Origin of the sequence: Micromonospora sp. ATCC 39149 (assembly GCF_000158815.1) — a bacterium.
In the GTDB taxonomy this organism is placed as follows: Bacteria; Actinomycetota; Actinomycetes; order Mycobacteriales; family Micromonosporaceae; genus Micromonospora.
Window position 1 is genome coordinate 4,908,638 of sequence record NZ_GG657738.1, and the last position, 13,462, is coordinate 4,922,099.

Sequence of the window (13,462 nt, forward strand, 5' to 3'; positions counted from 1 at the left end):
GAGCACAGCGACTTCGTGCTGGTCTGGGTCGGTGCGGGCGTCGGCCTGGCGATCATGATCGGCGGTCGGCTGCACCACGGCAGCAGCGGCGCGGCCGGCGAGATCGGTTACCTGCCGGTGCCCGGCGTGCCCATCCCGCGCGACGTGTCGCGCCGCGCCAAGCCGGCCTTCCAGCAGCTCGCCGGGGCGGACGCGGTGCTCGCGGTGGCCCGGGAGCACGGGCTTGCCGCAGACTCGGCGGCGGACGCGGTGCGCGCGGCGATCGCCGCCGGCACCACCGGCGGCCCGCTGCTCGACGAGCTGGCCCGCCGGCTGGCCCTGGGCGTGGCGAGCACCTGCGTGGTGCTCGACCCGCCGCTGGTGGTGCTCGCGGGCGAGGTCGGCCAGGCCGGCGGCGCGGCGCTGGCCGAGCGGGTGCAGCACGAGGTCGCCGCGATCACCCTGGTCCGCCCCCGGGTGGTGCCGACCGGGCTGACCGAGGAGCCGATCCTGCGCGGGGCCCTGCGCACGGCCCTGGACGCGGTGCGCGACGAGGTCTTCGGCAGCACCGTGGGCTGACCGCGCGTCGCTCATGTGAAGGAACTCTTCACCGCCGCACAACTGGCGCTGCAAGAAATCCACGCGCTCCCGGTGCGGCATCCGCGTCCGCCGCCTTGTGCGGTGACCAACGACACGGCGTTCACCTGAGGGTGGGGCGCCGCCCGCGGAGGGCGGCGCGGCGGTGCGTGGTTGGATGGGCGGGTGACTGGTGACCTGATCCCCGGCGCCCCCGGCGCCGCCCCCGCCGCCACCCCCGTGGACGCGGATCTGGTGGTCAGCATGGACGGTGTCGGCGTACGCCGGTCCGGCACCGCGCTGCTGCACGACGTGGACTGGCGGGTCGAGCTGGACGAACGCTGGGTCGTGCTGGGCCCCAACGGAGCCGGGAAGACGACCCTGCTGAGCCTGGCCGCCGGCCGACTGCATCCGACCACCGGCGTCGCCCACGTGCTCGGCGAACGGATCGGCCGGACCGACGTCAACGAGCTGCGCACGCGCATCGGCCTGTCCACCGCAGCCCTCGCCGAGCGGCTGCCCGGCGACGAGCGGGTCGCCGACGTGGTGATCACCGCCGCCTGGTCCGTGGTCGGGCGCTGGCGGGAGAGCTACGACCGCAGCGACGAGGCCCGCGCCCGCGCCCTGCTCGACCAGCTCGGCATCGGGCACCTCGCCGACCGGGCCTACGGCACGCTGTCCGAGGGGGAACGCAAGCGGGTGCAGATCGCCCGCGCGCTGATGACCGATCCCGAGCTGCTGCTGCTCGACGAGCCCGCCGCCGGGCTCGACCTGGGTGGGCGGGAGGACCTGGTGGCCCGGCTGGCCGAGCTGGCGTACGACCCGGACGCCCCGGCGTTGGTCCTGGTCACCCACCACGTCGAGGAGATCCCGCCCGGGTTCACGCACGCGTTGCTGCTGCGCGAGGGCACGGTGGTGGCCCAGGGGCTGCTCGGTGACGCCCTCACCGCCGACAATCTCTCCAAGACCTTCGGCCTGCCGCTGACGGTCGAGCGCCATGGCGACCGCTGGACGGCCCGCGCAGCCTGAGGCCCGAGTCCCCGAGGCCGGAGCAAGGGAGGCAACCGTGCAGCAGACCCGGGTCGTCGTCGTGGGCAGCGCCAACATGGACCTGGTGGCCACCGCCGGGGCCCTGCCCCGCCCCGGTGAGACGGTGCTCGGCAGCGACTTCGTCATGGTTCCGGGCGGCAAGGGGGCCAACCAGGCCGTCGCCGCCACGCGGGCCGGCGCGTCCTGCGCCTTCCTCGGCGCGATCGGCTCCGACGCGTTCGGGGTGACCCTGCGGGCCCGGATAACGGCGGCGGGCGTCGACACCGGTCACCTCAGGGTGGTGTACGGGGCGTCCGGCGTCGCTCTGGTGATGGTCAGCGCCGACGGCGAGAACGCGATTCTGGTCACCCCCGGCGCGAACGCCGCGTTCACCGGCCTCACCGAGGACGAGCTGGCCGCCGTACGCGACGCGGACGTGCTGGTCGCCCAGCTGGAGATCCCGGTCGCGACGGTGACCGAGGCGGCGCTGGCCGCCCGCGCCGCCGGCACTCGGGTGATCCTCAACGCCGCGCCGGCGCGGCACGTGCCGGCCGAGTTGCTCGACGCCGTGGACCTGCTGGTGGTCAACGAGAACGAGGCGCGGACGCTCACCGGGGGCGGGCGGGACGATCCGGGGGCGCTGCTCGCGCTCGTGCCCCGCGCGGTGCTGACCCTCGGCGGCGAGGGCGCCTGGTACGTCGAGCGTGACGTCGAGCCGGTGTACGTTCCGGCGGTGAGGGTCGACGTGGTCGACTCGACCGCCGCCGGGGACGCGTTCACGGCCGCTCTCGCGGTGGCCTGGGGCGAGGGGCGGGACCTGAGGGCCGCGGTGCACTGGGCGGCGGCGGCCGGCGCGGCCTGCGTGCGCCGACTCGGCGCGTCCGTGGCCCTGCCCAGCCGGGCCGAGATCGACCAGCTCTACGCCCCGCCAGCCTGAGTCACTCGTCGGTCAGCTTTTCGCCCCGGCGGCGAAGCATGCCGAGGCCGGGGATGCCGGCCACGGCGAGCTTCAGGTCCCGGGTGACGTCGAGCAGGTCGTGCAGATCGGGGCCCACCCGGTCCAGCGTCGCCAGGATCGGCAGGACGTCGGCGGTCAGGTGCTCCTTGAGCCTGGGCAGCTCGTCGATGAGGCGGATCGCCGCGGTCACCTCCTCGTGGCTGAGCTGCTCGACGAACCGGGTGGCCATCGGCGCGCCCCGGCGCAGCGCCGGCTCGTACGCGGCGAGCAGTTCGGCTGCGGTGCCGGCCGCCCCGCCGGCGGCGGTCACGGTGTCGCCGGCGGCGGTCACGGTTTGGGCGGCGGCGGTCACGGCTTCGGCGGCGCGGTGGGCCACCGCGTCGGCCTCGCCGACCACCACGGCCGCCGCGGTGGCGACCTCGGTGGCGCTGTCGAGCACCCGGTCGGTCCGGTCCAGGGTCTCCTCGATCCGGTCCACCACCCCGTGGATCCGGGCCAGCAGCGCCTCCACCCCGTCGAGCACTGCGAACGCGCGGGCCGGGACGGCGGCGAACGACGCGGCCGAGCCGAGCGCCTGGTCGAGGGCGGACCGGGTGAGGCCGACGACGGCGGACGGTCGGGGGAGGGGAATCACCATGCCTCCCAGTGTGCGTCGGGCGGGCCAGGACCGCCCGGTCAGCCCCGGTCCCCCTGCTGTTCGACGGCGCGCTGCACGGCGCGGTAGATCTGCCCGAACCGCAGTGCGTCGGGCGTGCTCAGCAGCATCACCTCGCGGCCGTGGTGCTGTACCCACAGCTCGTTGACCCGGTTGCCCCGCTCGTACGAGCGGTCGAGCCAGCCGAGCGGCACCTCCAGGAACGGCACCAGGGCCAGCGCGCCGATGGCGCAGGCGGCCAGGATGATCAGGGCCAGCGTCCAGTTGCCCCGGTCCTGCGCCGACCAGGCGAGCGACACCACGCAGACCAGCGCCACCAGCGGTGGTAGCGACAGCAGGAGCACCAGCACGCCCCGGCCGATCACCCGACCACGCACGGCGAGGGTGGTCGGCCCGCGCGCGTGCCAGACGTACGTGACGTCGGCGAGCGGGATGGTGTGGCCGCCCACCTGGATCGACTCGGAGGTCACCTGCACCGCGTCGTCCCGGTAATAGATGGCCATCACCAAGCCTAACCGACGGTGGCCGTCCGGCGTCTCCGCGTACGAAGCAATCTCCAATTCCGGGTGTGGTCTTCGTTTCGGGCGCGGCCGGTCGTCAGGGTCAAGTGCGGCAGCTTCCCCGGCGGTCGGTGGGTCCGTGGCCTTTGGAGCTGCCCCGTCTGTGCGCCCGCCCCCGTGGTGCGCCCGCCCCCGTGGTGCGCCCGCCCCCGTGGTGCGCCCGCCGCGTCTGGGCGAACGCCCCGTTCGTGCGGGCAGCTCCATAGGCGACAGACGGTGCTGTTCACTCCCCGAGGCCGCCGCGGATCACAGCCCCGGAGCAGGGCGAACGTCACTGTTCCCGAGGAGGGCCAGGGCCACTGCCCCGAGGGGGCGGGGGGTCACTGTTCCCGAGGGGGCGGGAGTCACTGCCCGAGTGGCGCCGAGGGGCGTCGGGGGGCCGGCCCGGCCTCCGCCGCCCGCTGCACGGCCCGGTAGATCTGCCCGAAGCGCAGCGCGTCGCTCGTCTGCACCAGCCGCACCGGCTGGCCGCGCCAGCGGACCCACAGCTCCAGCTGGCGGCTTCCCCGGGCGTACGAGCGGTCCAGGTGCTCGAAGAGGAAGTCGGCGACCGGCCCGGCGGCGAGCCCGACGAGCACGGAGGCCCCCACGATGGCGATCGTGACGGTCAGCGAACGGTGCAGCCACAGCGCGAGCGCCACCCCCAGCGCGGCGGCGACCAGCGGGCCGGCGAGCGCGGCGCCGATCGCGCCCCGGCCGGCGAGCACCCGCCAGGAGCGGCTGCCGCGCACGTGCCAGACCATGCTGATCTCGGCCATCGGGTACGTCCGGCCGTCCACCCGTACGGCGGTGGAGGTGACCTGCACCGACCTGTCGTCGTAGTACGTGACCATGGCGGACTCCGGGGAGGCGGGGCGAACACCAGACTACTTGCCCCAACGATCCGGGCCGTAAGGTTGGCATGCGACTTCGACGAGGAAGTGAGGCAGCGTGAGCGAGTTCGTGCGGCTGGAGACCAGGGACGGCATCGGCACCATCCGGCTGGACCGGCCGCCGATGAACGCGCTGAACAAGCAGGTCCAGGAGGAGTTGCGCGCCGCCGCGGTCGAGGCCGCCGCCGACCCCGGGGTCCGCGCCGTCATCGTGTACGGCGGGGAGAAGGTATTCGCGGCCGGTGCGGACATCAAGGAGATGGCCGACATGTCCTATGTGGACATGGCGGAGCGGGCGGCGGACCTGTCCAGCGCGCTCGGCGCGTTCGCTCGGATCCCCAAGCCGGTGGTCGCCGCCATCACCGGGTACGCCCTCGGTGGCGGCTGCGAGCTGGCCCTCGCGTGCGACTGGCGGGTGGTGGCCGAGGAGGCGAAGCTCGGCCAGCCGGAGATCAAGCTGGGCGTCATCCCCGGTGCGGGTGGCACCCAGCGGCTGGCCCGCCTCGTCGGCCCGGCCCGCGCGAAGGATCTGATCATGTCGGGCCGGATGGTGGACGCCCAGGAGGCGCTGCGGATCGGCCTGGCCGACCGGGTCGTCCCGGCAGCCGACGTGTACACCGCCGCCGTCGAGCTGGTCACCCCGTACCTGACCGGGCCGGTGCAGGCGCTGCGGGCGGCGAAGCTGGCGGTCGACGCCGGCCTGGACATGGACCTCACCTCGGGCCTGGCCTGGGAGAGCCAGCTCTTCGCGGCGTTGTTCGCCACCGAGGACCGGCGCGAGGGCATGGCGGCCTTCGTCGAGAAGCGCAAGCCGAACTTCACGGGGCGCTGACCCGAGCACTGTTCACATTGTTCCTACGGGTCAGTACCGTGTGACTCCGGCCACGGACGAGGGGAGCGGCGATGACGCAGCGGGTCGAAGGTCACGGCGGGGAGCTGGCGCTCGCGGCGCTGCGCGCGCACGGCGTACGCGAGATGTTCACCCTCTCCGGCGGGCACGTCTTCCCGCTCTACGCCGCAGCCCACTCCGCCGGCTTCCCGCTCTACGACGTGCGGCACGAGCAGTCGGCGGTATTCGCGGCCGAGGCGGTGGCCAAGCTCAACCGCCGCCCCGGCCTCGCCGTGCTCACCGCCGGCCCCGGCGTCACCAACGGCGTCTCCGGCCTGACCAGCGCCTACTTCAACGCCTCGCCGGTGCTGGTGCTCGGGGGTCGGGCCCCGCAGTTCCGCTGGGGTTCCGGCAGCCTCCAGGAAATGGACCACCTGCCGCTGGTCGCCCCGGTCACCAAGCACGCCGAGACGGTGTTCGCCACCGACGACATTCCGCGCGCGGTCAGCGCCGCGCTGACCACCGCGCTCACCCCGCACCGGGGCCCGGTCTTCCTCGACTTTCCGCTGGAGGCGGTCTTCTCCGTCGGCGACGCCGACCTGCCGGAGGCGGTCGCGCCCGCCCCCGTCGAGGCCGACCCGGAGGAGGTGGCGCGGGCCGCCGGGCTGATCGCCGCCGCGCACCGCCCGGTGATCATCGCCGGCTCCGACGTGTACGCGGGGGACGCCGTCGAGGCCCTGCGGGCCGCCGCCGAGGCGCTGCGGGTGCCCGTGTTCACCAACGGGATGGGGCGCGGCGCGCTGCCCCCGTCGCACCCGCTGGCCTTCGCCAAGGCCCGCCGGGCGGCCCTGCGCGACGCCGACGTGGTCGTCGTGGTCGGCACCCCGCTGGACTTCCGGCTCGCCTTCGGCGACTTCGGCGACGCGCAGGTGGTGCACGTGGTGGACGCGCCCAGCCAGCGCGCCGGTCACGTCGCCCCGGCCGTCTCGCCCGCCGGCGACCTGCGACTGATCCTCACCGCGTTCGCCGAGCACCCCGGCGACCGGGCCGACCACGACGACTGGGTCGCGCGGCTGCGCGTCGCCGAGGACGCCGCGAAGGCCCGCGACGCCGAGGAGATGGCCGCCGAGACCGACCCGATCCGCCCGGCCCGCGTCTACGGCGAGCTGCGCCGGGCGCTCGCCCCCGACGCCATCACCATCGGCGACGGCGGCGACTTCGTCTCGTACGCCGGGAAGTACCTGGAGCCGGCACAGCCCGGCACCTGGCTCGACCCCGGCCCGTACGGCTGCCTCGGCACCGGCATGGGTTACGCGATGGGTGCCCGGGTCAGCCACCCGGACCGGCAGGTCTGCGTGCTGATGGGCGACGGCGCGGCCGGCTTCTCGTTGATGGACGTCGAGTCCCTGGTCCGCCAGCGGCTCCCCGTGGTGATCGTGGTCGGCAACAACGGCATCTGGGGGCTGGAGAAGCACCCGATGCGGGCCATGTACGGCTACGACGTCGCCGCCGACCTCCAGCCTGGCCTGCGCTACGACAGGGTCGTCGAGGCCCTCGGCGGGGCGGGCGAGACGGTCGAGAAGGCCGGCGACCTCGCCCCGGCCCTGGACCGGGCCTTCGCCTCCGGCGTGCCGTACCTCGTCAACGTGCTCACCGACCCGGCCGACGCGTACCCCCGTTCCTCGAACCTGGCCTGAGCGACGACCGCTTAATTCGGAGGATTACCGGAGTCTGTCGTCGTAACGTCAGCCGAGGCTCGGCAGTTTGTCAGTGCCGTCGGGCAGGGTGGCGTGGCAAGCACAGACGACGGGAGTTTCCATGACGTACGCGATCCGGGCGGAAGGCCTGGTGCGACGCTTCGGCGCCACCACGGCCCTCGCCGGAGTCGACCTCGCGGTCCCCACCGGGACCGTGTTCGGATTGCTCGGGCCCAACGGGGCCGGGAAGACCACCACGGTGCGGGTGCTCGCCACCCTGCTCGCCGCCGACGAGGGCCACGCCACCGTCGGCGGGTACGACGTCCGCCGCGACGCCCACCGGGTCCGCCAGATCATCGGCCTCACCGGCCAGTACGCCTCGGTCGACGAGGCGCTCACCGGCACGGAGAACCTGCTGCTCATCGGCCGGCTGCTGGGGCTCTCCCGGGCCGGCGCGCGGGCCCGCGCCGGGGAGCTGCTCGCCCGGTTCCACCTCTCCGACGCCGCCGATCGGGCGGCGAAGACGTACTCCGGCGGCATGCGCCGCCGCCTCGACCTGGCCGCCAGCCTGGTCGGCCGCCCGCAGGTGCTGTTCCTCGACGAGCCCACCACCGGGCTCGACCCGCGCAGCCGCAGCGAGCTGTGGGACACCGTCCGTGGCCTGGTCGCCGACGGGGTGACCGTGCTGCTGACCACGCAGTACCTGGAGGAGGCCGACCAGCTGGCCAGCGAGATCGCCGTGGTCGACCACGGGCGCGTGATCGCCCAGGGCACCCCGGAGGAGCTGAAGGCCAAGACCGGCGGCCAGGTCCTCACGATCCGCCCGACGGACCCGGCCGACCTGGCGACCGTGGTGGCCATCGCGGGGGAGGCCGCCGCCGCCAGTCCGGAGGTCGCCCAGACCACCGTCACCGTCGCGGTCAACAACCCCGGGGTGCTGCCCGCCGTGGTCCGCCGCCTCGACGACGCCGGGGTCCCCGTCGCCGAGCTGGCCCTGCGCGGCTCCAGCCTCGACGAGGTATTCCTCCACCTCACCGGCCATCGCGCCGAGTCCGACGCTCCGACCGGGGCCGACCTGGAGAGGACGCCGGCATGACCGCCGCCACCGTCACCGCACCGCTCGCCCCGGCCCGCCGCCTCGGCGTCGTCGCCGGTCTGCGGCACACCCTCACCCTGGCCTGGCGCAGCCTGGTGCAGATCAAGCACAACCCGATGGAGCTGCTCGACCTCAGCATCCAGCCGGTGATGTTCGTGTTGCTCTTCACGTACGTCTTCGGTACGGCGATCGCCGGCTCGCCGGGGGAGTATCTGACGTTCGCCCTGCCCGGCATCATCGTGCAGAACGCCCTGTTCGCCACGATGACCACCGGGTTCGGGCTGAACAACGACCTCACCAAGGGCATGTTCGACCGGCTTCGTGCCCTGCCGATCGCCCGGTGGGCCCCGCTGGCCGGACGGATCCTCGCCGACACCGTCAAGCAGGCCTGGTCGGTGTCGCTGCTCATCGGCGTCGGGGCGATCCTCGGCTTCCGGCTCGGCAACGGGCTGCTCGGGCTGCTCGGCGCGTTCGCTCTGCTGCTCGTGTTCTCGCTGGCGGCGGCGTGGATCTCGGTGCTGGTCGGGGTGCTGGTCAGCGAGCCCGACAAGGTGCAGATCTTCGGGTTCACGGTGATCTTCCCGCTCACCTTCACCAGCAACGTCTTCGTCCCCACCGACCGGATGCCGGGCTGGCTCCAGAACTGGGTCGAGGTCAACCCGGTGACCATCCTGGCCGACGCCCTGCGCGGCCTGCTGGTCGGCGGCCCGGTGGTCGGCCCGGCGGCCAAGGCGATGATCTGGGCCGTGGTGCTCGCCGGCGTCTTCGCGCCGTTGGCGGTCCGGGCGCTGCGGCGTCGCGTCTGACCGACGCCGGGGGTGGCCCGGTCACACCTCGGGGCGGTTCTCCTCCCGGGGCGGGTCACCCTCCCGGCGGCGCAGGTCGTCCTCGCGCCGGCGCAGGTCCTCCTCCCAGCGGTGGAACAGCTCGTCGTCCTGCCGCCGGGAGCGCTCGGCCAGGGATTCGAGGAACTCCGGGTCGTCGTCGGGGGCAGGGGGTCGGCGTGGGCCGCCCCGGGCGCCGGGGGCCCGCCGGGAGCGCCCCGCCTGTCCGGCGGGGCGCTGCCGGCCGGCGAGGAACCAGGCGATCGGGCCGACCAGCGGGAAGACCAGGATGACCAGCACCCAGGCGATCCGGGGCAGCCCCCGGATCGCCTCCTCCTCGGCGGAGAGGCAGCTGATCAGCGCGCAGACCGCGAGCGAGATCTGGGCCAGGAAGAGCAGGGCGTACAGGCGGACCATCTCCCCATCATGGCGCACCCGCGCGCATCACCGCAGTCAGCGCAGGATCAGCAGCACGCCCAGCGCGGCCTGACCGGCGGCGGCCAGGGCGATCGCCGGCATGGTGCGGGAGGTGGCGCGGACCGGGCCCGACCCGATGGCCCGCCCCCAGCACAGGGCCAGGGTCGCCGCCCAGCCGGCGACCGCCGCGCCGGCCAGCACCGCCCCCGCCGCGTCCCCGGTGAGCGCCAGCCGGACGGACAGCACGGTGACCACGGTGAGCGCGAGCAGGCTGCGGCGCCAGGCGAGCCGGGTCCGTTCGGGTTGCAGCCCCGGGTCGCCGGTCACCGGCTGCCGATCGCCCGGACCAGCACCGCGACCACCAGCAGCACCGAGCCCAGCCCCACGGCGAGGGCGAGCACGGCGGGGAAGCGGGACGCCGGCAGTTCCTCGCCGAGCCGGATGGCCCGTTCGGTGCGGGCCCAGTGGTCCACCGCCCGTACCGCGACTGTGCCGCCGAGCAGCAGCAGCGCGACGGCGATCGCCTCACGCAGGTGCGCCAGCGGCAGCGGTGGGAGGAACTGGGCGGCGGCCAGCCCGCCGGCCACCAGGGCCAGCCCGGTGCGCAGCCAGGCCAGGAACGTCCGCTCGTTGGCCAGGGAGAAGCGGTAGTCGGGCGTGCTGCCCACCGACCGCAGCTCCCGCGGGTCGAACCACCGTCGCACCGTCGCCCACACGACGTCGATTATCCGCTTTGTCCCCGGCATAGATTGGACGGGTGACGGATCTTGACGCGATGACGCTGCGCGAGGCGTACGACAACCAGCTCAAGGCGCGGGTGCCGGATCCGCTGCCGGCCGGGGTGACCATGGAGCGGGACGGGCCGCTGGTCCGCATCCTCGGCCTGGACTACGGCGGTTTCCTGACGTATCGCGACCTGGGCGGCCTGACCGGTGCCGCGCTGGACGAGTTGATCGCCCGCCAGGTGGACATCTTCCGGGCCCGGGGCGAGCAGGTGGAGTGGAAGCTGCACGGCCACGACGAGCCCGCCGACCTGCCGGACCGGCTGCGGGCCGCCGGGTTCGTCCCAGAGGAGCGGGAGACCGTCGTGATCGGCCCGGTCGCGCAGCTGGCGGCCACCCTCCCGGTGGTCCCCGAGGGGGTACGCCTGCGCGAGGTCACCGCCCGCGCCGACCTGGACCGCATCGTGGCCATGGAGGAGGAGGTCTGGGATAGCAGCCGGGGCCACCTCGCCGAGGGGCTGGCGAAGGAGATCGCCGCCGACCCGCAGTCGATCACGGTGGTGGTCGCCGAGGCGGGGGAGACCGTGGTCAGCGCCGGCTGGGTGCGCTACGTCGCGGGCACCGGCTTCGCGACCCTGTGGGGCGGCTCGACGCTTGAGCGGTGGCGTCGCCGGGGCGTCTACCGGGCGCTGGTCGGCTACCGGGCGCGGCTGGCCGCCCAGCGGGGGCACACCCTGCTCCAGGTGGACGCCTCCGACGACAGCCGGCCGATCCTGGAGCGGTTGGGCCTCGTCCCGGTCACCACCACCACGCCCTACATCTACACTCCGTGACCATGGGGCAGCCGCTGACGGACGAGGAACGACTCACTCTCAAGACGGGCGTGTTCGGCGCGGTCTTCCTGGTGTCGAACGCCGACCCGGGCATGTTCGCGATGCTGCGGGAGAGCTTCGCCGCGTCCGGGGCGATGGCGGGGGCGAGCGGCCCGGTGAAGGAGGCGCTGACCACCGGGCCGCTGCCCAGGTTGCCCCGCGACTCGGCCCTGGAGGCCGAGTCGGTGGTGCTGCCGGCGCTGGGCCGGGCGGTGGAGATCCTGCGTGCGAAGTCACCGGAGGACGTGGCGTCCTACCGGTCGCTGGTGCTGGCCGCCGCCGACCGGGTGGCCCGGGCGCACCGGGGGGTCGCGTCGGCCGAGGCGGCGGTGATCGACCGGATCCGGGACGCACTGGCCGAGCCCGCCTGAGCCGCGGTCGTGCTGATGGGTCCGCGCTAGCTCTACTTCCTGCTCCCCCGGACCCGGGGCGTGCGGTGAGCTGTGTCACTCTGAGGCCCCCGGGAGCAGATGCTACTTGTGGGTAACATTGCCTTGTGGGCAAGTGCGCGGCAGTCCGCGGTTGACCGATCGTTAAGTGACGCGGGAGGCTGCGCCCGTGACCTGGCGAGCGATCGCCACACCAACAGGAGGGGTCGTCGAAGCGCGATGAACATCGTCGTACTCGTCAAGCAGGTGCCCGATTCGGGCGCGGACCGCAACCTGCGTTCTGACGACAACACCGTCGACCGCGGCTCGGCGAACAACGTCATCAACGAGATGGACGAGTACGCCATCGAAGAGGCGTTGAAGATCAAGGAGGCGCACGGCGGCGAGGTGACCGTCCTGACCATGGGTCCGGACCGGGCGACCGAGTCGATCCGCAAGGCGCTGTCCATGGGGCCGGACAGGGCGGTGCACGTCGTCGACGACGCCCTGCGCGGGTCCTGCGCCGTGGCCACCTCGAAGGTGCTCGCCGCCGCCCTCGGTCAGCTCAACGCCGACCTGGTGATCTGCGGCGCCGAGTCGACCGACGGCCGGGTCCAGGTCATGCCGCACATGATCGCCGAGCGCCTCGGCGTCGCCGCGCTGACCGGCGCGCGCAAGCTCACCGTCGACGGGTCGACCCTGACCGTCGAGCGGCAGACCGAGGAGGGCTACGAGGTGGTCACCGCCGCGACCCCGGCTGTGGTCTCCGTCTGGGACACCATCAACGAGCCGCGCTACCCCTCCTTCAAGGGCATCATGGCCGCCAAGAAGAAGCCGGTGCAGACCCTCTCCCTGGCCGACCTCGGCGTCGCCCCGGCCGAGGTGGGCTTCGACGGCGCCACCAGCGCCGTGCTGGAGCACAGCAAGCGCCCGCCGCGCTCCGGCGGCGTGAAGGTCACCGACGAGGGCTCCGGCGGCGCGCAGCTGGTCGAGTTCCTCGCCACCGAGAAGTTCGTGTGAGGGGTCTGGACATGTCTGAGGTTCTCGTCGTCGTCGAAGCCACCCGCGAGTTCGGCGTCAAGAAGGTCACTTTGGAGATGCTCACCCTCGCCCGCGAACTGGGCACGCCCAGCGCGGTCGTGCTCGGCGGCCCCGGCGCCGCCGAGGCGCTGAGCGCGAAGCTGGGCGAGTACGGCGCGGAGAAGATCTACGCCGCCGAGAGCGAGGAGATCGACGGCTACCTGGTGGCCCCCAAGGCCACCGTGCTGGCCGAACTGGTCGCTCGGGTGCAGCCGGCCGCCGTGCTGCTCGCCTCCGCCCAGGAGGGCAAGGAGATCGCCGCCCGGCTGGCCGTCAAGCTGGACAACGGCATCCTGACCGACGTGGTCGGCCTCGCCGCCGACGGCACCGCCACCCAGGTCGCGTTCGCCGGATCGACCATCGTCAAGTCCAAGGTCACCAAGGGCCTGCCGCTGGTCACCGTCCGGCCGAACTCCCTCACCCCGACCCCGGCCGCCGCCACGCCCACCGTCGAGCAGCTCACCGTGACGGTGGGCGACGCCGACAAGCTGGCGAAGGTCGTCGACCGGGTCGCCGAGCAGAAGGGCTCCCGCCCCGAGCTGACCGAGGCGTCCGTGGTCGTCTCCGGCGGTCGCGGCGTCGGCAACGCCGACAACTTCAAGCTGGTCGAGGAGTTGGCCGACCTGCTCGGCGGAGCCGTCGGCGCGTCCCGCGCGGCCGTCGACTCCGGCTTCTACCCCCACCAGTTCCAGGTGGGTCAGACCGGCAAGACCGTCTCCCCGCAGCTCTACGTGGCGTTGGGCATCTCCGGGGCGATCCAGCACCGGGCCGGCATGCAGACCTCGAAGACCATCGTCGCCGTCAACAAGGACGGCGAGGCCCCGATCTTCGAGCTGGCCGACTTCGGTGTGGTGGGCGACCTGTTTCAAGGTCGTGCCGCAGGCCGCCGAGGAGATCCGCAAGCGCAAGTGAGCCACACCCGGGGGCG

Annotated in this window: 16 protein-coding genes and 1 pseudogene; 11 read left to right on the forward strand and 6 right to left on the reverse strand. The window is 73.7% G+C overall.

Features of this window, described 5'->3' with window-relative positions:
* From MCAG_RS21450 to MCAG_RS21460, 3 genes are all read left to right on the forward strand, one after another.
* On the forward strand, positions 1-558 hold a 558-nt coding region (locus tag MCAG_RS21450; protein ID WP_157548588.1), incomplete at its 5' end, for an ROK family protein.
* Positions 559-741: 183 nt separating this feature from the next.
* Positions 742-1,584, forward strand: a complete 843-nt coding sequence (locus MCAG_RS21455) for an ABC transporter ATP-binding protein (RefSeq protein WP_036374592.1) — start codon at positions 742-744, stop codon at positions 1,582-1,584.
* A gap of 37 nt (positions 1,585-1,621) precedes the next feature.
* Positions 1,622-2,521, forward strand: coding sequence for a ribokinase (locus MCAG_RS21460; RefSeq protein ID WP_007075079.1), 900 nt, complete (start codon positions 1,622-1,624; stop codon positions 2,519-2,521).
* Position 2,522: 1 nt separating this feature from the next.
* Here the strand turns inward: MCAG_RS21460 and MCAG_RS21465 are convergent, their stop codons facing one another.
* The 3 genes from MCAG_RS21465 to MCAG_RS21475 all read right to left on the reverse strand — a co-directional run bounded on the left by MCAG_RS21465 (position 2,523) and on the right by MCAG_RS21475 (position 4,590).
* The gene (locus tag MCAG_RS21465) at positions 2,523-3,179 is read right to left on the reverse strand and encodes a hypothetical protein (RefSeq protein WP_007075080.1); all 657 of its coding nucleotides are present in this window, start codon (positions 3,177-3,179) and stop codon (positions 2,523-2,525) included.
* A gap of 38 nt (positions 3,180-3,217) precedes the next feature.
* The gene (locus MCAG_RS21470; RefSeq protein ID WP_007075081.1) at positions 3,218-3,700 is read right to left on the reverse strand and encodes a DUF6232 family protein; all 483 of its coding nucleotides are present in this window, start codon (positions 3,698-3,700) and stop codon (positions 3,218-3,220) included.
* A 401-nt stretch (positions 3,701-4,101) separates the two neighbouring features.
* Positions 4,102-4,590: a DUF6232 family protein gene (locus MCAG_RS21475; RefSeq protein ID WP_007075082.1), complete on the reverse strand. Its 489-nt coding sequence runs from the start codon at positions 4,588-4,590 to the stop codon at positions 4,102-4,104.
* A 97-nt stretch (positions 4,591-4,687) separates the two neighbouring features.
* On the opposite strand from MCAG_RS21475, the gene MCAG_RS21480 reads away from it, so the two are divergent.
* The 4 genes from MCAG_RS21480 (at position 4,688) to MCAG_RS21495 (ending at position 9,057) form a co-directional block, all read left to right on the forward strand.
* A complete protein-coding gene (locus MCAG_RS21480; protein ID WP_007075083.1) occupies positions 4,688-5,461 on the forward strand; it encodes an enoyl-CoA hydratase-related protein in 774 nt (257 codons plus the stop codon).
* Positions 5,462-5,532: 71 nt separating this feature from the next.
* Positions 5,533-7,155 carry an acetolactate synthase gene (locus tag MCAG_RS21485; protein WP_007075084.1) on the forward strand — a complete coding sequence of 541 codons (1,623 nt, stop codon included), beginning with the start codon at positions 5,533-5,535 and terminating at the stop codon, positions 7,153-7,155.
* 121 nt (positions 7,156-7,276) lie between these two features.
* Entirely contained in the window at positions 7,277-8,251 is a 975-nt protein-coding gene (locus tag MCAG_RS21490) for a daunorubicin resistance protein DrrA family ABC transporter ATP-binding protein (RefSeq protein WP_036374597.1), read from the forward strand.
* Positions 8,248-9,057 carry an ABC transporter permease gene (locus MCAG_RS21495; protein WP_007075086.1) on the forward strand — a complete coding sequence of 270 codons (810 nt, stop codon included), beginning with the start codon at positions 8,248-8,250 and terminating at the stop codon, positions 9,055-9,057. Before MCAG_RS21490 ends, MCAG_RS21495 begins: the two co-directional genes overlap by 4 nt.
* Positions 9,058-9,078: 21 nt before the next feature.
* Here the strand turns inward: MCAG_RS21495 and MCAG_RS21500 are convergent, their stop codons facing one another.
* From MCAG_RS21500 to MCAG_RS21510, 3 genes are read right to left on the reverse strand one after another with little or no spacing between them, the layout of a single operon-like run.
* Positions 9,079-9,492: a PLD nuclease N-terminal domain-containing protein gene (locus tag MCAG_RS21500; RefSeq protein WP_007075087.1), complete on the reverse strand. Its 414-nt coding sequence runs from the start codon at positions 9,490-9,492 to the stop codon at positions 9,079-9,081.
* A gap of 36 nt (positions 9,493-9,528) precedes the next feature.
* Complete coding sequence (locus MCAG_RS21505) at positions 9,529-9,819, reverse strand: DUF202 domain-containing protein (RefSeq protein ID WP_007075088.1); 291 nt, start codon at positions 9,817-9,819, stop codon at positions 9,529-9,531.
* Positions 9,816-10,238, reverse strand: a complete 423-nt coding sequence (locus MCAG_RS21510) for a YidH family protein (RefSeq protein ID WP_007075089.1) — start codon at positions 10,236-10,238, stop codon at positions 9,816-9,818. Before MCAG_RS21510 ends, MCAG_RS21505 begins: the two co-directional genes overlap by 4 nt.
* An 11-nt stretch (positions 10,239-10,249) precedes the next feature.
* Between MCAG_RS21510 and MCAG_RS21515 the strand changes: the two genes are divergently transcribed.
* The 4 genes and pseudogenes from MCAG_RS21515 to MCAG_RS21530 all read left to right on the forward strand — a co-directional run bounded on the left by MCAG_RS21515 (position 10,250) and on the right by MCAG_RS21530 (position 13,446).
* On the forward strand, positions 10,250-11,047 hold the full coding sequence (locus tag MCAG_RS21515) for a GNAT family N-acetyltransferase (RefSeq protein WP_007075090.1): 798 nt from the start codon (positions 10,250-10,252) through the stop codon (positions 11,045-11,047).
* Positions 11,044-11,457 carry a hypothetical protein gene (locus MCAG_RS21520; protein WP_007075091.1) on the forward strand — a complete coding sequence of 138 codons (414 nt, stop codon included), beginning with the start codon at positions 11,044-11,046 and terminating at the stop codon, positions 11,455-11,457. The genes MCAG_RS21515 and MCAG_RS21520 overlap by 4 nt, the downstream gene beginning before the upstream one ends.
* 237 nt (positions 11,458-11,694) lie before the next feature.
* Positions 11,695-12,474, forward strand: a complete 780-nt coding sequence (locus tag MCAG_RS21525) for an electron transfer flavoprotein subunit beta/FixA family protein (protein ID WP_007075092.1) — start codon at positions 11,695-11,697, stop codon at positions 12,472-12,474.
* An 11-nt stretch (positions 12,475-12,485) separates the two neighbouring features.
* Positions 12,486-13,446, forward strand: a pseudogene (locus MCAG_RS21530) (electron transfer flavoprotein subunit alpha/FixB family protein).
* Positions 13,447-13,462 lie beyond the last annotated feature (16 nt).